This is a genomic window from Mesorhizobium sp. YL-MeA3-2017, from assembly GCF_030814575.1.
Classification (GTDB): domain Bacteria; phylum Pseudomonadota; class Alphaproteobacteria; order Rhizobiales; family Rhizobiaceae; genus Mesorhizobium; species Mesorhizobium terrae.
The window spans coordinates 4,554,141-4,573,692 of the sequence record NZ_JAUSVH010000001.1; the positions used below are offsets into that span (position 1 = coordinate 4,554,141).

The following is a 19,552-nucleotide window of genomic DNA, read 5'->3' on the forward strand; positions in this document are numbered from 1 at the left end:
CTATGCCTTCGCGGAATTGCTCCCGCGCCGCAGATTTTTCGGTTTTTGGGCTAGGTCGAGAGCCTAACGGCCCGCCCCTCTCGATGGCCAGACATTACCGAAATCGCTGTGGAAAGGGCAAGGCCGCATCTAACGGATTTTTAACGAATCTGGTTACCATCGGGGGGCATCTAAGTGTGTTTGCGGGCGCCTCCACGGGCAAAGCTGTTGTGATTCAAACCCTTTTCCGGCGAATATGAAAAAGGGTAGCTGGCGCGAAATAATTTTTAAAAAATCGCTTGACATTGAGTTCTTTCGGAAGCCCGCCAAGCGATGTGAACAAGCTGTGGACAATTCCGCCGCGACCTCAGCTAACCCACTGAAGTTAAATCATTATTTATGCCGCGAGGAATGTGACTGTCGCCAGGTGCGCAGTCCCGGAACAAAGATGCCGGCAAAGTTCCCGACATGTTCGAAAACTGCCGCTGCGGTAGTTTCCGAACGTTCATTTCAAGCCATTGCCGGCAAACGAAAAAACCCGACGCAAGAGCGCCGGGTCTTCAGAATTTCGTGATGCCTGGAAGGCTTAGGCCGACAGCGTCTTGAGGCGCTGGGCGAGGCGCGAAACCTTGCGCGATGCCGTGTTCTTGTGCACGACGCCCTTGGTGGCGGCGCGCATCAATTCCGGCTGGGCGTCCTTGAAGGCGGCTTCGGCTGCGACCTTGTCGCCAGCGGCCAGCGCTTCTTCCATCTTGCGCACATAGGTGCGAACGCGCGAACGGCGGTTCTTGTTGACTGCCGCTCGGCGGGCGATCTTGCGCGTAGCCTTCTTGGCCGACGAGGTATTGGCCATGCTGCCTCTCTTCCGATCTCTATGGTGGGCGCTTGCGGCATGCCGCTGGGCGCAAAAAACAAATGGGCAGCCACGGGCCGCCTCAATCGATGCGGCTTATAGTTCAGCTTTTCAGGCGCGTCAACGCCGAAGGCGCGCATTTTCCGTGCATTGGCAGCCTCAGCTGTTGGTGAAATTTGCTTTCCGCTTCTCGGCGAAGGCGGCCATGCCCTCTTTCTGGTCGTCGAGCGCGAACATCGAGTGGAAAACGCGCCTTTCGAATCGCAGCCCTTCCGCCAGCGTGGTCTCATACGAACGGTTGACCGCCTCCTTGGCCATCATCACCGCCGGCAGCGAGAAATCAGCGATCTTGGCGGCGGCCTTCAAGGCTTCGTCAACGAGGTCAGCAGCGGGCACGATGCGGGAGACAAGGCCGCAGCGTTCCGCTTCCGCGGCATCCATCATGCGGCCGGTCAGCACCATATCCATGGCCTTCGACTTGCCGACGAAACGGGTGAGACGCTGCGAGCCGCCCATGCCGGGCATGACGCCCAGCGTGATCTCGGGCTGGCCGAACTTGGCGCTGTCGGCGGCGATGATGAAATCGCACATCATGGCCAGTTCGCAGCCGCCGCCCAGCGCGTAGCCGGCCACTGCCGCGATGATCGGCTTGCGGGCCCGCGTCAGTTCCTCCCAGCCGACGAAGAAGTCCTGCAAAAAGGCTTCGACATAGGTCTTGGTCTGCATTTCCTTGATGTCGGCGCCGGCGGCGAAGGCCTTTTCCGAGCCGGTGATGACCATGGCGCCGATTTTGGGGTCGGCCTCGAAGGCCTTCACGGCGTCCAGAATATCGGCCAGCACCTGCGAATTCAGCGCGTTGAGCGCCTTCGGCCGGTTCAGCGTGATCAGCCCGACCTTGCCACGCGTTTCGGCGATGATGGTTTCATGGGCCATGGCTCGGTCTCCTCATTGCAGGCGATGAGACCGATCTAGCCTACTCCTGGCAGGAGCGGCAATAGAAGGTAGAGCGGCCGCTTTGCACGATCCGTTCGATATGCCCGCCGCAGCCGGGTTTACGGCAGGGCTGGCCCTCGCGGTCATAGACCGCGAAGGAATGCTGGAAATAGCCGAGCGAACCGTCGGCCTGCACATAATCCTTCAACGAGGAGCCGCCGGCGGCGATGGCGTCCGCGATGACCGAGCGGACGGCCTCCGCAAGCTTCTCGCTCCGGTCTTTCGCTTTCTTGCCGTTGCTGGCGATGGTGCCGGCGGAACGCGTAGGCAGAAGGCCGGCGCGCCACAGCGCCTCCGAGACATAGATGTTGCCGAGGCCGGCAACCAGCCGCTGGTCGAGCAGCGCGGCCTTCAGAGGTGCTTTTCGGCCCTCGAAGAGCGAAGCCAGCAGCGGACCATCCAGCGCATTGCCAGTCGGCTCGACGCCAAGATCCTTCAGCATGGGATGGTCGCCCACCGCACCTTCGCCAAACAGCATGAAGCCGAAGCGGCGTGGGTCGTTGAATACCACACGCGCCTTACCGCCGGCAGCGGGCGCAAGATGGAAAACGACATGGTCGTGGGCGGCAGCTTTGGAGCGCTCGTGCTGGAACTCGCCGGGAGTGTCGATGCCGTCGGCTTGCTCGACGCGAAACGAGCCCGACATGCCGAGATGGCAGATCAGCGTTGGCCCATCCTCGATATGCATGGTCAAATATTTGGCCCGGCGGCCGAGCGCGCAGATCAGCCGGCCTTCGAGGCGCTCCGCGAAGCGTTCAGGAAAGGGAAAGCGCAGATTGGGCCGGCGGACCTCGACGGCGAGGATGCGGGCGCCTTCCATCGTCGGCTGCAGCCCACGCCGAACGGTCTCAACCTCGGGAAGTTCAGGCATTGGCGCCAAGCCTGGGAAGGAATGAGGTACCGTAGTGGCCGGCGGGGAGGCCGAGATGTTCGGCCACCGTCTCTCCGATGTCGGCGAAGGTCAGCCTGAGCCCGATATCGCCGCCCTTGAGGCCCTGGGCAACTCCGAATACCGGAATGCGTTCGCGTGTATGGTCGGTGCCGCGCCAGGTCGGGTCGTTGCCGTGGTCGGCGGTCAGGATGAGGAGGTCGCCGGGCTTCAGCTTCGCCAGAGCCTCTGGGACGCGCTTGTCGAAGGCCTCCAGTGCAGCCGCATAGCCAGTGACATCGCGACGATGACCGAATTCGGTGTCGAAATCGACGAAGTTGGCGAAGACGAGGTCGCCGTCGCCGGCGTCGTCCATGGCGGTCAGCGCTTTGTCGAACATGGCCATGTTGTTGGGGGCCTTGCGCACGTCGGAGATGCCGCGATGGGCGAAGATGTCCCCGATCTTGCCGACGGCAAGCACGCGGCTGCCGCGCGCGGTCAGCCGGTCGAGCAGCGTCGGCTCGGGCGGTGGAACGGCGAAGTCGCGGCGGTTCGGCGTACGCTTGAAGGTGGCGCGGGTTTCGCCGACGAAGGGCCGCGCGATGACCCTGCCGATCTTGAGCGGGTCGACCAGCCGGCGCACCACCTTGCAGAATTCATAGAGCCGTTCGAGGCCGAAATGCTCCTCATGTGCCGCGATCTGCAGCACGGAATCGACGGAGGTGTAGCAGATCGGCATGCCGGTGCGGATATGTTCCTCGCCGAAATCCTCGATCACGCCGGTGCCCGGCGCGTGCCGGTTGGCGAGGATGCCAGGCACCTTGCCTTCGCGGATCATCGCTTCGGTGAGCGAAGTCGGAAAGGCCGGGATGGTATCCGGGAAATAGCCCCAGTCGAAGCGCACGGGCAGGGCGGCGATCTCCCAGTGGCCGGACGGCGTGTCCTTGCCGCTGGAAACCTCCTGCGCCGCGCCATGGAAGGTGGCGGGGGCCGCAGGCGCGCCAGGGAAGGAAAGCCCCGTCGCGGTTCTGGCAGCGCGACCAAGCCCGAGAGCAGCCATGTTGGGCACGGCGAGTGGCCCGCTGCGCAGCCCTTCCTGGTCCGCCTTGCCGGCTGCGCAAGCCTCGGCAATGTGGCCGAACGTGTCGGCGCCGGCATCGCCATATGCCTCCGCGTCTGACGCACCGCCGATGCCGAAGGAGTCCAACACGAAAATGAAAGCGCGCGCCATTCGAACCTGTCTGCAAATTTGTCCGCCAAGACATAGGAGTGCCTAGCCGCCTTGGCAATTCGGAAACCAAACGGCAACGGCTTCCATGGACAATGGCTGTCAGTGGCGCGGTCCGACTTGTGTCGCGCCAAGATCGTGAAGGTTGATCGATTCCGGATGAAGCTTCGTCGTTTGCGCCTCCAATGCCTGATCGGGGCCTCCTTGATGGCCCTGGCGCTCTCCACGATTGCCCTTGCGCCGGCTCGCGCCGAGACCACCGGTAAGAGCGGCGCCTTCCGCATTGGCATTCTGGCCGAGCCTGGAGCCGGCAACACCGTGCCGGGGCTGTCGCAACTGACGCGCGCCTTTTCGATGGCGCTCGGCCAGAAGGTCGAATTCCTGGTCGCGCCCGACTATACCGCCCTGATCGAGGCGCAGACCGTCGGCCGCGTCGACTATGCGGCCTATTCGGCCATGGCCTATGCCGTGGTTGACGAGAAATGCGGCTGCGTTGAACCGTTGGTCGCGCCGACCGACGCGGACGGTGCGGTGGGCGTACGGTCGGTGCTCGTCACGCGCGACGACAAATTACCCTCCTTGGCGGCAATGCCGTCCCATCGCATCGCCGTTGCGCCAAGGCAGAACCTTGCCGGTTGGCAATTGCCCAGGGCCGAGCTTGCCGGAACGCCCTCGGCTTTTGCCGAGGGGGCGACTTTCCTGGAACGCGCCGAAACAGCGACGGAAGCGGAGGCCATGCTGGCCGACGGGCGGGCGGACGCGGTCTTCGGCTGGGCGCCGGCCGGTGCCGCCAGCGCCGAAACTGTCTCCGGTGGCACGGTGGCAAGACTGATCGAAGCGGGCGTGCCGGAAGCGGCGATCCGGGTGATCTGGAAGTCCGGCCTGCTACGCTATGGCCCGCATGCCGTTCTCAAGAGCATCGACCCGGAAGCCAAGCGGCGGCTCGGCGTGTTCCTGACCAATCTGAAGGGGCAGTCGCCACAAATCTACGACCTTCTGGAGCCGAAGCATTCGGGCGGCTTCGTCGCGGTCGGGCGGGAAGATTACGCCGTCGCGCGAACCATTCTGAAGGCTGTCTCGGAGGCTGAGCCGAAAGCCGATCAAGGACGCGATAAGGTCACGCCTTAGCAGTCGGTACAGTCCAGCTTCGTCAGGGTGCGCGGGCGAAGCAGATAGCTCTCGCCCATGGTTATCCCGTTGAAGGCGGTCAGGTTGAGGGCGTTGTTTCCACCCGCCACCCAAGCGAGTACCGGCTGGTAGGCGAGGCTGCTGTCGACTTTGATCAGGAATGTGTTCTGGATGGCCAGGGCCGGCGGTATCTGAACCGGACTGCCGACCGCCAGGCCCTGGCTGAAAGTGCCGTTGACCATCTTGCGCGACCAGGCGACCGTGGCCGTCGGCGTGGCGGCGGACGACAATTGCACGCCGGTGATGGTGATGGTCGGAGCTGATCGCGCATAGGGCAGCAATGCCGTCTGCCCGAGTTTCATGATACCCTCGAGGTCGGACTTGGTGGAACTGTTTGTTATCTGGCCGGCAAGATCAGCCACCATGCTGCCGAGGCGCGCGACCTTCTTGCTGGTCTCGATGGCCTGCGACGCTTCCATGGTCATGAAATACATGACGAGCAGGATCGGAGCGAGAAAGGCGAATTCGACGGCGGCGATGCCGCGCCTGTCCAAGCCGAACCGACGGGCCAGTGTCCGCAGGGGTCCACGCTTCGACCAGATTTCAGCACGAGACGACATTTTCTTTTCTTTTCTTCGTCTGTCGCGGTTCGCGATCAGGGTTAATATGTTTCGTTTTTCCAGGTGGTAGTCGCGAACTGCAGCGTGTTGCCGCCATTGAGGTTGGCCATCGACTTGGCCAGGAAGTCAGTCATAACCGGCCATTTGTAGAAGACGCGCAGAATGCTGATGGCTCCCGACCCTCCGGGCTCGGCAACGAACTGCTTCGGATCGACCTGAGCCGCCTTCATCAGCACGATATCGCCATTGGATATCTTGAATGTGTAGTTCGCGGCATCGGCGAAAGAGGTCGGCGTGCGTAAGTCGACCAGCAGGCCGGGGCAATCCTTGGCGACGATGATCTCCATGTTCTTGCAGATCATCTGCTTCAATGAGGTCACGGTAACTGTAGCTGGCTGAACCTGTCCGGTTCGCAACTGCCGGGCTGCGGTGTCCATGCTGCTCGTCATCAGTTCCTGGCCGGCGAAGGAGATACAGCTTTCCAGGATGGCGAAGACCAGCATCGCGAACGGGATGGCCAGCATGGTGAATTCGATGGCCGTGCTGCCCCGCCGGTCGCGCCCGAAACGCGCAAGCAGTCCGCGGCGTCGCGCCGGCTGCCCAGTGCCCTCGCAATTGCTTGTCTGCCCCATAGTGTCTGCGGACCCTCGCGCCTTACCTTCGCAAGCCTAGACGAAATCCGTTGAAGGCCCGTTTTCCCGGTCCCTAAACTATTGGCAGAGGTCTTTACCGGAGCTTAACCGAGGTCTGACGAGAGCGGTGAAAAACGCCTATTGGCCGGCTCTCATCTCGGTTTCCGACACTTTCTCGGCCTCGTTCTTGGTGGCGCTCTCGCAATAGGGCGTGCACGACATGGTCTGCACCTGCGAACGCCGGTATATCCGCACCGAACTCGCGCCTTGCCTGACCACGGTGATTTGTTCATCGAGGATCGGACTGCCTTGGCGGTCGAGCGCCACGAGATTGGTGACGCCGAACCCCTTGCCGGTCAGAACGATGGTCGATGCATCCTGCACGGCGGCGTCGGCGATCGCGGAATTGCCTATGACCACGGTGTCGGCCGCGCGCGGCAATTTGACGATCTTCGCCTGGTTCATGGTGACTTCGATGCCGACGTCGGCCTTGCTTGGCAAGGCAATGACCGTGGCGGCAAGCGCGGCGGCCACGATCAGCGGTTTCGACACGGACATTTCGGTCTCCGGAGACGGCGGAACTGGCAAGGAAGATGAACGAGATTGGTGAATCAAGGGTTAAATGGCGCTTGGCGATCAAGGGCGACTGCGAACTTGTCGGCGCGCGATATGGCCGGCAAATGCCGGTGAAAGGCGGCATTTGCCGGGGCGGGCTCATCGATCCTTAACGGAGTTCGGCTAGGCTGCCGCCAGATTGCAGCTCTTTTTCGTGTCAGGCCATGCTTGTAGCGCTGATCTTTGTCATCTTTCCGTTCTGCATGCTGTTCGCCGCCATCTCGGACATGGTGTCGATGACCATCGCCAACCGCGTGTCGGCGGTGCTTGTGGCCACCTTTGTCGTGGTCGCGCCGCTGACCGGCATGGATTGGACAGCTTACGGATTGCATCTGGCCGCGGGCCTGCTGGTGCTCAGCGTGACGTTCACCCTGTTCGCGCTCGGCGGCATGGGCGGTGGCGACGCGAAGCTGCTGGCTGCGACATCGGTCTGGATGGGGCTCAGCATGACGCTGATCCAGTATCTGGTGATCGCCTCCATCATCGGCGGCTTCCTCACCCTGGCGATCCTCGCCTACCGCAAGTCAATCCTGGCGGTCTACACCAAGCAGAACATGTTCCTGCGCCATTTCGCCGATGAGAAGGTCGGCATTCCCTATGGGGTCGCGCTGGGCATTGGCGGTCTGCTCACCTTCCCGGAATCGCCACTGGCGATGTGGGCACTGCAGCGCCTGGCTTCCTAGCCAGAAGTACCGTCAGGCCCGAGTACACTCCCGCAGAGAGAAAGGTATCCGGTCATCCCGGGGAGCCCGCATCGGGCTATCGTTCAAATTTGTATAAACACTAAATTAATCACGATCGTAAGCATTCCATTAACCGTAATTTGACGATTTCGGCAGCACAGTCCGGCCTGGCTAGATGGCTTGGTAGGGCGAGGTTGGACGAATGCCGGCATCCCGTTTGATTATCTTGGGCGTGGCCGCTGCCGCGGCCGGCGGGGCTGGCTATGTGGCCAAGAACATGGCTGTTCCAGTGCCGCAGATCATCGAGGCGGGCCCGCAGCAGCCAGCGATCGCCCTTCAGGATGTTCTGGTGCTCGGCGGCGACGTGCCGATGGGAAGCCCGATCCAAGCCAATCTTAAATGGGAGTCCTGGCCCCAGGACGGCGTCAATCCCAATTTCATCACCCGCGCCAACGAGCCGGATGCCTTGGACAAGCTGAAAGGCTCGGTCGCGCGCGTGGCTCTCTACTCCGGCGAGCCGTTGCGGCGATCGAAACTGGTCGACGGCGGCAAGAGCTTCATGTCGTCGATCCTGCCGTCCGGCACGCGCGCGGTGGCTACCGCGATCGCGGCCGATACTTCGGCTGGCGGCTTCATCCTGCCGAACGATTTCGTCGACGTCATCATGGTCCGCAAGTCCGATCCGGCGGCGGGCGCCGGCGGCGGGTTCACCAGCGAGACCATCTTGAAGAACATCCGCGTGCTCGCCATCGACCAGACGATCCAGGAAGACGAGGAAGGCAAGAAGACGCGCGTCGGCCAGACGGCGACGCTGGAGCTGACGCCGCAACAGGCCGAGATCATCACCGTCGCCCAGCAGATGGCGGACCGCCTGACGCTTGCGCTGCGCTCGGTCAAGGACGCGCAGGAAAAGGCGACCGGTGAAGCCGACTACCTCGTTAATGGCAACGGCCGTCGCGGCACCGTTCGCCTCATCAAATCCGGTGAAGTTTCCGAAGTGGGAGCAAGGAAATGAGGCTGAACGCCAAATCGCGGATCGCCGCTGCCCTCGCCGCCGCTCTCCTGCTTCTGGGTGTTGATACGCTTGGGACGATTGGGGTCAACGCCGCGAACGCCAAGGCGCGCGTCGGCAACAGCGTCGCTGGCCAGCGCGTCAAGCTCGGCTTGAACAAATCGGTGGTGATCGACCTGCCGAACGATGCCTACGACATCCTCGTTGCCAATCCGAGTGTCGCGGACGCCGTGACGCGAACCTCGCGCCGCATCTACCTGTTCGGCAAGGCGGTGGGCGAAACCAACATCTTCGTCTTCGGCGCGAATGGCGAGCAGATCGTCAGCCTCGACCTTGCCGTCGAGCGGGACGTCGCCGGGCTGGAGGACTATCTCAAGCGCTTCATCCCGAATTCCAGCATCAAGGTTGAGCTTATCAACGACAACGTCGTGCTGACGGGCAACGTGGATACGCCGCTGGACGCCAAGCGCGCGGTCGATCTCGCGACTGCGTTCGTTACCGGCGGTGAAGCGACCACCGGTCAGTATTCGCAGACCGCGACGGGCGGTGACAGGAATAGTGGCGTCGCCATCGACAACCCGGATTTTACGCGCCAGAAGAGCCAGATCATCAATCTCATCCAGATCAGCGGCGAGGATCAGGTTACGCTGAAGGTGACCGTCGCCGAGGTGAGCCGCTCGGTGATGAAGCAGCTTGGCGTCAATATGGTGGGCAATGGCGGTTCCGATGGGATCAGCTGGAGCTCGTACAGCTCGCCGTCCTACGGTCTGGGCAAGCCGCTTTCCGCGTCGTCGGGCTTGGGGATCGGCAACTCGTCTTTGACGGCATATGTCAACGCCATGGAACAGGCCGGTGTCATGAAAACACTGGCCGAGCCGACATTGACGGCGGTTTCGGGCGAGAAGGCGACGTTCAAGGTTGGTGGCGAGTTCAATCTCATCACCTCAAGAACCAACGCCACATCGACAGACAACCAGAAGGGCGACGTCGTCTACGAGAAGGAGCGCCTCGAATATGGCATCGGGCTTGAGTTCCAGCCGGTCGTGCTCTCCGCCGGACGCATAAGCCTGAAGGTGCGGACCTCGGTTTCCGAACCGACGGCGGAAGGCGCGACAACGCTGGAAGGTTTAAGGGGTTTGCCGGGGACGACCTTGTTGTCGATCCGCAAGCGCCTCGCCGACACGACAATCGAGTTGCCCTCCGGAGGCTCGATGATGATCGCCGGTCTCGTCCGCGACGACATCAGGCAAGCCGTAGGCGGTCTGCCCGGGCTATCCAAGATTCCCGTACTCGGCGCCTTGTTCCGCAGCCGCGACTTCGTTCGCAACGAGACCGAGCTGGTCATCATCATCACGCCCTACCTGGCCCGACCGGTGGCGCGCAACGAACTGGCCAAGCCGGACGACAATTTCAACGCCGCCAGCGATGGCGCGGGCATGTTCCTCGGCCGCGTCAACCGCGTCTACGGCACCATGCAGACCGACAAACCCGCCGGCCGGTATCACGGCGTCGTCGGCTTCATCTACAAGTAAGCGGGGAGCGGAACATGTCCCATCAGGCAATTAAGACAATCTCGCTGGCGGCGACCCGCGTCCGCGTGTCCGGCCATCGGCTGGCAATACCGGCGGCCTTGGCGGCGGCGGTCCTATTGGCCGGTTGCGCAAACCGCGACTCAATCACGGTGGGCTCGGTCCCCGACGACTACCGTACCAATCATCCGATCATGATCTCGCAGCAGGATCAGACCATCGACATTCCGGTCGGCGCCAGCGACCGGGGGATGACCAAATCGCAGAGCCAGTCGCTACTGGGCTTTCTGGAGGGTTATGATCGCAGCGCCGGCACGGTGCTGACGATTTCCGTGCCCTCGGGCTCCGCCAACCAGATCGCTGCGCAATCCGCTGCCCGCGGCTTTGCTAAGGTCGCTGCCGCCAACGGGATACGCCGCGACCGGATCGCGTTCATCTCCTACGACGCCGGTGCCGCCGATGTCGCCGCACCCGTGCGCGTGACCTATTCGGCCATGCGCGCACACACCGACAAATGCGGGCGCTGGACGGGCGACATCGCCGATACGACCGACAACAAGCACTACACCAATTTCGGCTGTTCTTATCAGAACAACCTGGCGGCGCAGATTGCCAATCCGGCCGATCTGCTCGGTCCGCGCCAGCAGACCCCAGTCGACGCGACACGGCGCATGAAGGTTATCGACGGGTATCGCAACGCGCCGTTCTACACGCCGGCGCCGAGGCAGGAAGTTGATTACTGACAGCGGTTATCTGTCAGGGGACAGGATAAAATGACGAATCTGGCCTACGGCACCGCCGCGGAAGACGATGAAATAACGCAGCAGGAGCTTGCCGCCATGCAGGCGCTGCGGCCGATCCCGCGCATTTCGATCCAGGCGTTCTGTGAAACGGATGGCGTCGCCAATCCGATGGAGCGCGCCGGGCAGGACCGGCGCATGGCCAAGGCCCATCTCAAGGTTCATATGGGCGGCATCCCGACGGCTATCGAGTTCTACCATTCGGCGCCGACGCCCAACTTGATCGTGCTGGAAACGCGGGCGGAACCGAAAGAAATGCTCGATCAGCTGGGAAGGCTGGCCGAACATTGCGATCCATCCTCGAAAGTGGTCGTCATCGGCCACTACAATGATGTCGGGCTTTATCGGGAGCTCATTCGCTCCGGCATTTCCGAATATGTGGTGGCGCCAGTGTCGATGGCCGACATCGTGGCGGTCGTCGCCTCGATCTTTGTCGATCCGGAATCGGAACCTATCGGCCGCTCGGTCGCCTTTGTCGGTGCCAAGGGCGGGGTCGGCTCCTCCACGATAGCCCACAACGTCGCCTGGGCGATGTCGTCGCTGTTCAAATCGGAAGTTGTCGTCGCTGACCTCGATCTCGCCTTCGGCACGGCCAACATCAATTTCGACCAGGACCCGGCCCAAGGTATCGCCGAGGCGGTCTTTTCGCCGGAGCGCATCGACGAGGTCTATCTCGACCGCCTGCTGGCGCAATGCGCGGAGCATCTGTCTCTGCTCGCCGCGCCGTCGACGCTGGAACGCGTCTATGATTTCGAGCCGGAAGCCTTCTCCCACATCATCGACACGGCGCAGCGCAGCGCGCCGATGCTGGTGCTCGACGTTCCGCATATCTGGAGCGGTTGGAGCAAGAACACGCTGATCAAAGCCGACGAGATCGTCATCACGGCCACGCCGGAGCTGGCCAATCTGCGCAACACCAAGAACATGGTCGACATGCTCAAGCGGCTGCGCCCCAACGATCCGCCGCCCAGGCTGATCCTCAACCAGGCTGGTGTGCCGAAGCGGCCCGAAATCTCGGCCGCCGATTTCGCCGAGCCGCTTGGCATTTCGCCTATTGCCGTGATCCCGTTCGAACCGCTGTTGTTTGGCAACGCGGCCAACAACGGCCGCATGCTGGGCGAGATGGATGCCAAGAACCCGGTCGTCGCCATCGTCAACGAGATCGCGCATGTGCTGACGGGCCGCAGCGAGCCCAAGACAAGGAAGAAAGCCGGGCTTGGCGGTCTTCTCGGTAAATTCCGGCGTGGCAAGAAGTGACCGCGCAAGCGGGATTGGTAGTTGATCATGTTTGGTAAGAGAGGCAACGACGACACGAGCCGCACGGTGCCGGAATTCCGGCAGCCGGCGCCTGTGGCGTTGGAGGCCGCACCTTCGCGGCCCTCGGCTCCTGTCGCGCCTCAGCTTGGGCCCACCCCGTCCGCCGCCCCAGCCCGGCGCATGGTCGATGCGCCCGCCATGGCGCCCGAACCACGCCGTGGGTCGCGCGAGCGCGGCGAAGCCTATTACGACACCAAGAGCCAGGTGTTTTCGGCGCTGATCGACACGATCGACCTGTCGCAGCTGGCCAAGCTGGATCCCGAAAGCGCGCGCGAAGAAATCCGCGACATCGTCAACGACATCGTCGCGATCAAGAATTTCGCGATGTCGATCGCCGAGCAGGAGGACCTGCTCGAGGACATCTGCAACGACGTTCTGGGTTACGGGCCGCTGGAGCCTTTGCTGGCGCGCGACGACATCGCCGACATCATGGTCAACGGTTCCCACAACGTCTACATCGAGGTGAACGGCAAGGTTGAGACGACGGGTATCCGTTTCCGCGACAACCAGCAGCTTCTCAACATCTGCCAACGCATCGTTTCCCAGGTCGGCCGCCGCGTCGACGAATCCTCACCAATCTGCGACGCGCGCCTGCCGGACGGTTCGCGCGTCAACGTCATTGCGCCGCCGCTTGCCATCGACGGCGCCGCGCTGACCATCCGCAAGTTCAAGAAGGACAAGCTGACCCTCGATCAACTGGTCCGCTTCGGCGCGATATCGCCGGAGGGCGCCGAGGTTCTCAAGATCATCGGCCGTGTCCGCTGCAACATCGTCATCTCCGGCTCCACCGGTTCCGGCAAGACCACGCTGCTCAACTGCCTGACCAACTATATCGATCGCGAGGAACGCATCATCACCTGCGAGGACTCGGCAGAGCTGCAACTGCAGCAGCCGCATGTGGTGCGCCTCGAAACGCGTCCGCCCAATCTTGAGGGCGAAGGCGAGGTGACTATGCGCGATCTGGTCAAGAACTGCCTGCGCATGCGTCCCGATCGCATCATTGTCGGCGAAGTGCGTGGACCTGAGGTGTTCGACCTGTTGCAGGCCATGAACACCGGCCATGACGGCTCTATGGGCACCATCCACTCCAACAGCCCGCGCGAGTGCCTGAACCGTATCGAATCGATGGTCGCCATGGGCGGTTACACGCTGCCGCAAAAGACGGTGCGCGAAATCGTCGTCGGTTCGGTGGACATCATCATCCAGGCAGCACGCCTGCGTGACGGTTCCCGCCGCATCACCCACATCACCGAAGTGATTGGCATGGAAGGCGACGTCATCATCACGCAAGACCTCGTCCTCTATAACATCAAGGGCGAGGATGCGAATGGCAGGCTGATCGGAGAGCACGTGTCGACCGGCATCGGGCGGCCGCATTTCTGGGATCGGGCGCGCTATTATGGCGAGGAACAACGCCTGGCTGCCTCGCTCGAGGCCATGGAGAAGCGGGCGGAATGACGGCCCTGAAGGTTTGAGGAACCTTGCCGATGTTCGGTATCGACACCACGGTTCTGGCTTTCGTCCTGCTGGCCGGCATCAGCGCCGGCGCGGTGGCCTATGCCTTGCTGTTCAAGCGCATGAGCGTGGAAAAGCAGGTCGGCAAACGACTGGAGACGATCAAGGCGGCCGAGACCGACCGCGCCGTGGTCAAGGCTGCCCGTGACAAGATGAACGAGGCGGCCAAGCGCCGCAAATCGCTGCAGGACACACTCAAGGACCTCGACGACAAGCAGAAGGCGAACACGCGCACCGTCAAGAGCCCGCCGCTGAGGATACAGATCCGGCAGGCTGGGCTCTCCATGACGATGGAGCGCTTCTATGTCTATTCGGCGCTTTGCGGTCTCGTGCTCGGCATATTGGTATTTTTCCTGGGCGCGCCGCTCTTTGCGGTTCCGGCGGCCGTGCTTGTCGGCGGCCTCGGCCTGCCGCGCTGGTTCATCTCGATTTGCCGCAAACGCCGGGTCAAGGCGTTTCTCAACGAATTTCCCAACGCGCTCGACGTCATCGTGCGCGCGGTGAAGTCAGGCCTGCCGCTCAACGACGGCATCCGCCTGATCGCCAATGAATCGGCCGAACCAGTCAAGGGCGAATTCCGGCGCATCGTCGACGCGCAGCAACTGGGCTTGTCGATCCCGGATGCCGCATTGCGCATGCCGGAGACCATGCCGTGCCCGGAGGCCGGCTTTTTCGGCATCGTCATCCAGATCCAGGCGCAGGCCGGCGGTAACCTTTCGGAAGCGCTCGGTAATCTTTCGCGCGTGTTGCGCGACCGCAAGAAGATGAAGGCCAAGGTTCAGGCACTGTCGATGGAAGCGAAGGCGTCGGCCGTTATCATCGGCGCGCTGCCGTTCATCGTCGCGTTCCTCGTCTACCTGACCAGCCCGAACTACCTGATGCCGCTGTTCTTCACGAGCACCGGCCATCTTATCCTCGGCTTCTCCGCGATCTGGATGTCGATCGGCATCTTGGTGATGCGCCGCATGATGAACATCGAGATCTAACGGCCATGAGCGGACAGACCATCAAAACCCTGACCGACCCGACCTTCCTGATCGCCATCCTGGTGGCGATCGCGGTGTTCGCCACCGCGTTCACGCTTCTGCCGGCATTCGCCCGCGATCCGCTCAAGGCGCGGATGAAGTCGGTGGCGCTGGAGCGCGAGGAACTGCGCGCCAAGCAACGCGCCCGCCTGGCTGCCGAAGCGGATCGGCGCCGCAAGGGCCTGCGCGAAGAGCAGTCGGTCGGCATGCGCAACATCGTCGAGAGGCTCGACCTCAAACGGGCGCTGGCCGACGAAGGCACCATGCAGAAACTCAAGATGGCGGGTTTTCGCGGCCAGAACCCGCTCACCAGGTTCCTGTTCTTCCGCCTCGTGCTGCCTTTTGCCGGCTTCGCCGTGGCCATCTTCTACGTCTTTGTGGTTGGCACTCTTTCGGAGCAGCCCCTCATCGTGAGGTTGTTCGTCTGCATCGTCGGTGCCTATGTCGGTTTCTACATTCCGGTCCTCTACGTTTCCAACAGAGCCACCAAGCGCAAGCAAGCGATCACGAAAGCCTGGCCGGACGCGCTCGACCTCATGCTGATCTGCGTGGAATCGGGCATGTCGGTGGAAGCGGCGATGCGGAAAGTCGCCGACGAAATCGGCGCGCAGTCAGTGGAGTTGGCCGAGGAATTCATCCTGACCACCGCCGAGCTCTCTTATCTGCAGGAGCGCAAGCAGGCTTATGAAAACCTAGCAGGTCGTACCGGCCTCGATTCCGTCAAGGCTGTGTCGCAGGCGCTGATCCAGGCCGAACGCTACGGCACGCCGGTTGCTCACGCCTTGCGCGTGCTTGCCTCCGAAAGCCGTGACATGCGCCTGAACGCGGCCGAGAAGAAGGCGGCGGCGCTGCCGCCCAAGCTGACCGTGCCGATGATCCTGTTCTTCCTGCCGGTGTTGTTCGCCATCATCCTCGGGCCGGCCGGTATCACCATCAGCGAGCGTGGCGTATTCGGCGATAAGCCGCACTCGACCGAACAGCAATAGTAGGCCAAGCAACCCACTCGTCTGCAGCGAACAGGGAGCCGCGACGCCTCTTCGGCGGGTTTCGGAGTGTTGCTGTGAGCTTGGCCTTTGTCTTGGCCATGCGCCCGTTGCGGCCGGGCGTCGCTAGTTGACCGCCTTGGCGGCCTGCGACTTGGACTTGTCCTGCGCCTTCAGCTGATTCCAGGCGTTCTGCTGCGAAAGCATCTGTCTGAGATAGGCGACATTGGCCTGTGCCTGCTCGGGCGACAATTCCTGCGAGGCGATCTTTTCAGCCTCGTCGAAGCGGCCTTGCAGGCCGACGGCAAGTGCCAGGTTCTGGCGCACGCGGCTGTCGGCGTTGGGCTGCGAGGAGGCCGACCGGAGATAAGTTTCGGCTGTGCGCAAATCACCTTCCAGCAGGTAGGACATGCCGAGATTGGACAGGATTGATGGCTCGTTCGGTTTCAGGTCCTGCGCCTTGCGGTAGAGCTGGCGCGCTTCGTCGCGCTGGCCGAGCTGGTCGAGGATGGCGCCTTCGGCCGACACCAGTCTCCAGTCCGGATATTCCGGCGTCTGCGCGCGGCGCACCGCGTCCAGCGCCGGTTCGAACTGGCCGTTGGCGGCCAGTGCCTTGCCATAGGCGGCAAGCACGTCGCGGTCCTTCGGATAGGAAATGGCCAGCTTGCGCATCACCGCCAGCGACTGATCGGCGTCGCCGTTCATCTGCAGCACCGTCGCATACTTTAGCGCGATGTTCTTGTCGGTCGGATTGCTCGCATAGGACTGACCCAAGCGGGCCGTGGCATCGCGCAATTCGCCGGAGCTCATCAGTTCCACCGGCTTGCCGCTGGTGCGGCCGATCGAGCCGGTCGACATCCGGTCGGTGCCGCAGCCCGCAACACCCACGGCAAGCACGGCCACGAAAGCGGCGGTCAGCAGCCGCTTGCCGGTCGCGCTGGCGGGGAGGGTGATGGGCATGGGGGCGGGCTCCATTCTTCCGGGGGCCGTTCGCCGGCCGTCTTCCCTAGCCGAGAAATATTCTGTTAACCCTAATGGATCGTTAATAGCGCCGAGTCTGCGGCGTAGTTGGAGCGTTGAAAATGCCTGTCGAGCTTGTCGAAAAGAAACCGCGCAAGGCCTTGCCCGTCCATCTGGTTCGCAAGGACGGTCTGGAGACAGCAGGTCTTTCGCCGCAAGCTCTTGCATGGGCCAAGGCCAACGGTTTTTTGGGCGAGGCGGGCAAGACGCTGGTTCTGCCTGGCAAGGACGGAGAGCTGAGCGGCGCGCTGTTCGGCCACGGCGAGGGATCGCTGCAACTCGGCGCCCTGGCTAAGGCGCTGCCGGAGGGCGATTGGCATTTCGCCGATGTTCCGGCCGATCCGGAACTCGCGGCCCTGGCTCTGGCGCTCGGCGGTTATGTGTTCACCCGCTACGGCAAGAAACCGGGCAAGGCGCTGCGTTTTGTCTTGCCTGCGGGCGCGGACGCGGCGCGCGTCGCCAGCCTCGTGGAGGCCGTCCACCTTGTCCGGGATCTCGTCAACACACCGACCAGCGACATGGGCCCGGAAGCGCTGGAACAGGCCGTGCGGACACTGGCGCGCCGGCACAAGGCCGATGTCGCGGTGACCAAGGGCGACGATTTGTTGAAAAAGAACTTTCCGATGATCCATGCCGTCGGCCGTGCCTCGGCCGAGGCGCCACGGCTGATCGATCTGACCTGGGGGCTGAAAAATGCGCCAAAAGTGACATTGGTCGGCAAAGGGGTATGCTTCGACACCGGCGGTCTCGACATCAAGCCGTCGGCCTCGATGCTTCTGATGAAGAAGGACATGGGCGGCGCGGCCAATGTGCTGGGGCTTGCCTCGATGATCATGGCGGCGGGCTTGAAGGTCAGGCTGCGCGTGCTCATTCCGGCCGTCGAGAATTCGATCTCCGCCAACGCCTTCCGGCCGGGTGACGTACTCACCAGCCGCAAGGGCATCACCGTCGAGATCGGCAATACCGATGCCGAGGGCCGCCTTGTGCTGGCTGACGCACTGGCGCTTGCCGACGATGAAAAGCCGGAACTGCTGGTCGATATGGCGACGCTGACCGGCGCGGCGCGGGTGGCGCTCGGCCCCGATCTGCCGCCTTTCTATACCGATGACGAGACGCTTGCCGGCGAGCTGGCCGCGGCGGCCGTTGCGGTCGAGGACCCGTTGTGGCGCATGCCTTTGTGGAAGGCCTATGACGGGAAGCTCGCCTCCAAGGTGGCCGACATCAACAACGTCACCCCCGACAGTTTCGCCGGTTCGATTACCGCCGCGCTTTTCCTCAAGCGCTTCGTGGAGAAGGCGCAAAGCTGGGCGCATTTCGATATTTTCGCCTGGAACCCGTCCGAGCGTGCCTACGGGCCAGCCGGCGGCGAGGCGCAGGCGATCCGCGCGCTGGAACGGGTCATTTCGGGGCGCTTTGGCTGATGGTATCGCGCCCGGCGGGTAAGGGCGGCATTTGCAGCCACTCCTGCCGTTTGACTGAAACGGAAGCGAAACGATTTCCCGTCATACTGGAGGGATGTCGATTTCGCTGCGCCCCAGCCAGGCCTTGCGACTGTGGCAGCAGGTCATGCTGTCTCAGGTGCGTGACGACGCGCCGGACCTCACCGCGCGGCAGCTCGCGATCCTGCTCACCATCTATCTCGAACCGCCGCCGCATACGATCCGCGCGCTGGCGGTCCGGCTCGACGTCACCAAGCCTGTCATCACCCGGGCGCTCGACACGATGGGCGCCCTCAAGTTCGTTTCGCGCCATCGCGACGAGCTCGACAAGCGCAATGTCCTGGTCAAGCGCACTGTGGAAGGGGCGCTCTATGTCGAGCGCCTTGGCGATGATATCATCGCCAAGGCCCATGAATTGCCGATCTGACCCCGAACAGCAGAGTTACCGATTTGACTGCCCATGACGCTCGCCTGCACGCCTTTCGCACCGATCTTGCCGATATTCGCCTGAAGGGCGAGGTGGCGGCGGAACGCTTTGTTACCGGCCGACCGGCCCGCATTTCCGTCGCGGTCGCCGATCTGCGCCGCGCGCCACGTGCTGATTCCGGCATCGACACGCAGTTCCTGTTCGGTGACGAGGTGCTGATTTTCGACGAGGCGGAAGGCTGGGCCTGGGTGCAGGGCGAGCGCGACGGCTATGTCGGCTATGTCGCGGCGGCGGAACTCAGCGGTCGCGAGGCTGCCCCAACCCACATCGTCTCGGCGCCGCGCACCTTCGTCTATCCGGGGCCGGACCTGCGCTTCCCGCGTAGCGGGCAATTGTCGATGGGATCGACCGTGGCGGTCACCGGGGCTGCCGAGACGCGGGGCACCCGTTACGCTGTGCTGGCGTCGAGCGAAACAATGATTGCCGGCCATCTGCTGCCGATCGGCGATCATGCGCCGGATTATGTCTCGGTCGCCGAGATGTTCCTCGGCACGCCCTATCTCTGGGGCGGTGTCTCGGGTTTCGGCATCGACTGCTCGGGTCTGGTGCAGCTTTCCATGCGCATGGCCGGCCGCGATGTGTTGCGCGACACTGATATGCAGGTCTCGGCTCTGGGAGAGCTACTCGACATCGGGCCGGACTATTCCGGCTTGAAGCGCGGCGATCTGGTGTTCTGGAAAGGCCATGTCGCGATCATGACCGATGCCGAGATGATGATCCACGCAAACGGCCACACCATGACCGTGGCGCGCGAGGGGCTGAAGGAAGCGGTCGCCCGCATCGGCTATCTCTATGGCGGTCCGACCGCTTTCCGCCGGCCTTGAGG

General features: G+C 62.9%; 21 protein-coding genes. 13 read left to right on the forward strand and 8 right to left on the reverse strand.

Annotated features, from left to right (window positions below):
• Nucleotides 1-565 precede the first annotated feature (565 nt).
• The 4 genes from rpsT to QFZ88_RS21445 all read right to left on the reverse strand — a co-directional run bounded on the left by rpsT (nucleotide 566) and on the right by QFZ88_RS21445 (nucleotide 3,924).
• Nucleotides 566-832, reverse strand: coding sequence for a 30S ribosomal protein S20 (gene rpsT / locus QFZ88_RS21430; RefSeq protein WP_024922319.1), 267 nt, complete (start codon nucleotides 830-832; stop codon nucleotides 566-568).
• 159 nt (nucleotides 833-991) lie between these two features.
• A complete protein-coding gene (locus tag QFZ88_RS21435; RefSeq protein ID WP_024922320.1) occupies nucleotides 992-1,765 on the reverse strand; it encodes an enoyl-CoA hydratase in 774 nt (257 codons plus the stop codon).
• Nucleotides 1,766-1,805: 40 nt separating this feature from the next.
• Nucleotides 1,806-2,696, reverse strand: a complete 891-nt coding sequence (gene mutM, locus QFZ88_RS21440; protein WP_024922321.1) for a bifunctional DNA-formamidopyrimidine glycosylase/DNA-(apurinic or apyrimidinic site) lyase — start codon at nucleotides 2,694-2,696, stop codon at nucleotides 1,806-1,808.
• Entirely contained in the window at nucleotides 2,689-3,924 is a 1,236-nt protein-coding gene (locus QFZ88_RS21445; RefSeq protein ID WP_024922322.1) for a phosphopentomutase, read from the reverse strand. The genes mutM and QFZ88_RS21445 overlap by 8 nt, the downstream gene beginning before the upstream one ends.
• Nucleotides 3,925-4,128: 204 nt before the next feature.
• On the opposite strand from QFZ88_RS21445, the gene QFZ88_RS21450 reads away from it, so the two are divergent.
• Nucleotides 4,129-5,049: a phosphate/phosphite/phosphonate ABC transporter substrate-binding protein gene (locus QFZ88_RS21450; protein WP_036254950.1), complete on the forward strand. Its 921-nt coding sequence runs from the start codon at nucleotides 4,129-4,131 to the stop codon at nucleotides 5,047-5,049.
• On the opposite strand, the gene QFZ88_RS21455 is transcribed toward QFZ88_RS21450, so the two are convergent.
• From QFZ88_RS21455 to QFZ88_RS21465, 3 genes are all read right to left on the reverse strand, one after another.
• Nucleotides 5,046-5,669 (reverse strand): TadE/TadG family type IV pilus assembly protein, encoded by a 624-nt coding sequence (locus QFZ88_RS21455; protein ID WP_051504849.1) that lies wholly within the window; start codon nucleotides 5,667-5,669, stop codon nucleotides 5,046-5,048. The genes QFZ88_RS21450 and QFZ88_RS21455 overlap by 4 nt on opposite strands.
• A gap of 41 nt (nucleotides 5,670-5,710) precedes the next feature.
• The gene (locus QFZ88_RS21460) at nucleotides 5,711-6,301 is read right to left on the reverse strand and encodes a TadE/TadG family type IV pilus assembly protein (RefSeq protein WP_024922325.1); all 591 of its coding nucleotides are present in this window, start codon (nucleotides 6,299-6,301) and stop codon (nucleotides 5,711-5,713) included.
• Between the two features lie 138 nt (nucleotides 6,302-6,439).
• Complete coding sequence (locus QFZ88_RS21465) at nucleotides 6,440-6,859, reverse strand: pilus assembly protein N-terminal domain-containing protein (RefSeq protein ID WP_024922326.1); 420 nt, start codon at nucleotides 6,857-6,859, stop codon at nucleotides 6,440-6,442.
• 35 nt (nucleotides 6,860-6,894) lie between these two features.
• Between QFZ88_RS21465 and QFZ88_RS21470 the strand changes: the two genes are divergently transcribed.
• The 9 genes from QFZ88_RS21470 (at nucleotide 6,895) to QFZ88_RS21510 (ending at nucleotide 15,783) form a co-directional block, all read left to right on the forward strand.
• Nucleotides 6,895-7,029 (forward strand): hypothetical protein, encoded by a 135-nt coding sequence (locus QFZ88_RS21470; RefSeq protein WP_275041526.1) that lies wholly within the window; start codon nucleotides 6,895-6,897, stop codon nucleotides 7,027-7,029.
• A gap of 51 nt (nucleotides 7,030-7,080) precedes the next feature.
• On the forward strand, nucleotides 7,081-7,599 hold the full coding sequence (locus QFZ88_RS21475; protein ID WP_024922327.1) for an A24 family peptidase: 519 nt from the start codon (nucleotides 7,081-7,083) through the stop codon (nucleotides 7,597-7,599).
• A 202-nt stretch (nucleotides 7,600-7,801) separates the two neighbouring features.
• Entirely contained in the window at nucleotides 7,802-8,614 is an 813-nt protein-coding gene (gene cpaB, locus QFZ88_RS21480) for a Flp pilus assembly protein CpaB (RefSeq protein WP_024922328.1), read from the forward strand.
• Nucleotides 8,611-10,143 (forward strand): type II and III secretion system protein family protein, encoded by a 1,533-nt coding sequence (locus QFZ88_RS21485; protein WP_024922329.1) that lies wholly within the window; start codon nucleotides 8,611-8,613, stop codon nucleotides 10,141-10,143. Before cpaB ends, QFZ88_RS21485 begins: the two co-directional genes overlap by 4 nt.
• Before the next feature lie 14 nt (nucleotides 10,144-10,157).
• Entirely contained in the window at nucleotides 10,158-10,883 is a 726-nt protein-coding gene (locus tag QFZ88_RS21490; RefSeq protein WP_024922330.1) for a CpaD family pilus assembly protein, read from the forward strand.
• 30 nt (nucleotides 10,884-10,913) lie between these two features.
• Nucleotides 10,914-12,197 carry an AAA family ATPase gene (locus QFZ88_RS21495; RefSeq protein ID WP_024922331.1) on the forward strand — a complete coding sequence of 428 codons (1,284 nt, stop codon included), beginning with the start codon at nucleotides 10,914-10,916 and terminating at the stop codon, nucleotides 12,195-12,197.
• Nucleotides 12,198-12,224: 27 nt separating this feature from the next.
• Nucleotides 12,225-13,715 (forward strand): ATPase, T2SS/T4P/T4SS family, encoded by a 1,491-nt coding sequence (locus QFZ88_RS21500; protein WP_024922332.1) that lies wholly within the window; start codon nucleotides 12,225-12,227, stop codon nucleotides 13,713-13,715.
• A gap of 29 nt (nucleotides 13,716-13,744) precedes the next feature.
• A complete protein-coding gene (locus QFZ88_RS21505) occupies nucleotides 13,745-14,758 on the forward strand; it encodes a type II secretion system F family protein (protein ID WP_024922333.1) in 1,014 nt (337 codons plus the stop codon).
• A gap of 5 nt (nucleotides 14,759-14,763) precedes the next feature.
• Entirely contained in the window at nucleotides 14,764-15,783 is a 1,020-nt protein-coding gene (locus tag QFZ88_RS21510; RefSeq protein ID WP_024922334.1) for a type II secretion system F family protein, read from the forward strand.
• A gap of 123 nt (nucleotides 15,784-15,906) precedes the next feature.
• Here the strand turns inward: QFZ88_RS21510 and QFZ88_RS21515 are convergent, their stop codons facing one another.
• Nucleotides 15,907-16,740, reverse strand: coding sequence for a tetratricopeptide repeat protein (locus QFZ88_RS21515; protein WP_024922335.1), 834 nt, complete (start codon nucleotides 16,738-16,740; stop codon nucleotides 15,907-15,909).
• 122 nt (nucleotides 16,741-16,862) lie between these two features.
• Between QFZ88_RS21515 and QFZ88_RS21520 the strand changes: the two genes are divergently transcribed.
• From QFZ88_RS21520 to QFZ88_RS21530, 3 genes are all read left to right on the forward strand, one after another.
• Nucleotides 16,863-18,221, forward strand: a complete 1,359-nt coding sequence (locus tag QFZ88_RS21520; RefSeq protein WP_024922336.1) for a leucyl aminopeptidase family protein — start codon at nucleotides 16,863-16,865, stop codon at nucleotides 18,219-18,221.
• A gap of 94 nt (nucleotides 18,222-18,315) precedes the next feature.
• Nucleotides 18,316-18,666 (forward strand): MarR family transcriptional regulator, encoded by a 351-nt coding sequence (locus tag QFZ88_RS21525; protein ID WP_024922337.1) that lies wholly within the window; start codon nucleotides 18,316-18,318, stop codon nucleotides 18,664-18,666.
• 23 nt (nucleotides 18,667-18,689) lie between these two features.
• Entirely contained in the window at nucleotides 18,690-19,550 is an 861-nt protein-coding gene (locus tag QFZ88_RS21530) for a C40 family peptidase (RefSeq protein ID WP_024922338.1), read from the forward strand.
• Nucleotides 19,551-19,552: the final 2 nt, after the last annotated feature.

Bases quoted from the DNA above. Each gene is read 5' to 3' on its own strand.
- rpsT (WP_024922319.1), bottom strand. From the start codon at position 832: ATGGCCAATACCTCGTCGGCCAAGAAGGCTACGCGCAAGATCGCCCGC.
- QFZ88_RS21435 (WP_024922320.1), bottom strand. From the start codon at position 1,765: ATGGCCCATGAAACCATCATCGCCGAAACGCGTGGCAAGGTCGGGCTG.
- mutM (WP_024922321.1), bottom strand. From the start codon at position 2,696: ATGCCTGAACTTCCCGAGGTTGAGACCGTTCGGCGTGGGCTGCAGCCG.
- QFZ88_RS21445 (WP_024922322.1), bottom strand. From the start codon at position 3,924: ATGGCGCGCGCTTTCATTTTCGTGTTGGACTCCTTCGGCATCGGCGGT.
- QFZ88_RS21450 (WP_036254950.1), top strand. From the start codon at position 4,129: ATGGCCCTGGCGCTCTCCACGATTGCCCTTGCGCCGGCTCGCGCCGAG.
- QFZ88_RS21455 (WP_051504849.1), bottom strand. From the start codon at position 5,669: ATGTCGTCTCGTGCTGAAATCTGGTCGAAGCGTGGACCCCTGCGGACA.
- QFZ88_RS21460 (WP_024922325.1), bottom strand. From the start codon at position 6,301: ATGGGGCAGACAAGCAATTGCGAGGGCACTGGGCAGCCGGCGCGACGC.
- QFZ88_RS21465 (WP_024922326.1), bottom strand. From the start codon at position 6,859: ATGTCCGTGTCGAAACCGCTGATCGTGGCCGCCGCGCTTGCCGCCACG.
- QFZ88_RS21470 (WP_275041526.1), top strand. From the start codon at position 6,895: ATGAACGAGATTGGTGAATCAAGGGTTAAATGGCGCTTGGCGATCAAG.
- QFZ88_RS21475 (WP_024922327.1), top strand. From the start codon at position 7,081: ATGCTTGTAGCGCTGATCTTTGTCATCTTTCCGTTCTGCATGCTGTTC.
- cpaB (WP_024922328.1), top strand. From the start codon at position 7,802: ATGCCGGCATCCCGTTTGATTATCTTGGGCGTGGCCGCTGCCGCGGCC.
- QFZ88_RS21485 (WP_024922329.1), top strand. From the start codon at position 8,611: ATGAGGCTGAACGCCAAATCGCGGATCGCCGCTGCCCTCGCCGCCGCT.
- QFZ88_RS21490 (WP_024922330.1), top strand. From the start codon at position 10,158: ATGTCCCATCAGGCAATTAAGACAATCTCGCTGGCGGCGACCCGCGTC.
- QFZ88_RS21495 (WP_024922331.1), top strand. From the start codon at position 10,914: ATGACGAATCTGGCCTACGGCACCGCCGCGGAAGACGATGAAATAACG.
- QFZ88_RS21500 (WP_024922332.1), top strand. From the start codon at position 12,225: ATGTTTGGTAAGAGAGGCAACGACGACACGAGCCGCACGGTGCCGGAA.
- QFZ88_RS21505 (WP_024922333.1), top strand. From the start codon at position 13,745: ATGTTCGGTATCGACACCACGGTTCTGGCTTTCGTCCTGCTGGCCGGC.
- QFZ88_RS21510 (WP_024922334.1), top strand. From the start codon at position 14,764: ATGAGCGGACAGACCATCAAAACCCTGACCGACCCGACCTTCCTGATC.
- QFZ88_RS21515 (WP_024922335.1), bottom strand. From the start codon at position 16,740: ATGCCCATCACCCTCCCCGCCAGCGCGACCGGCAAGCGGCTGCTGACC.
- QFZ88_RS21520 (WP_024922336.1), top strand. From the start codon at position 16,863: ATGCCTGTCGAGCTTGTCGAAAAGAAACCGCGCAAGGCCTTGCCCGTC.
- QFZ88_RS21525 (WP_024922337.1), top strand. From the start codon at position 18,316: ATGTCGATTTCGCTGCGCCCCAGCCAGGCCTTGCGACTGTGGCAGCAG.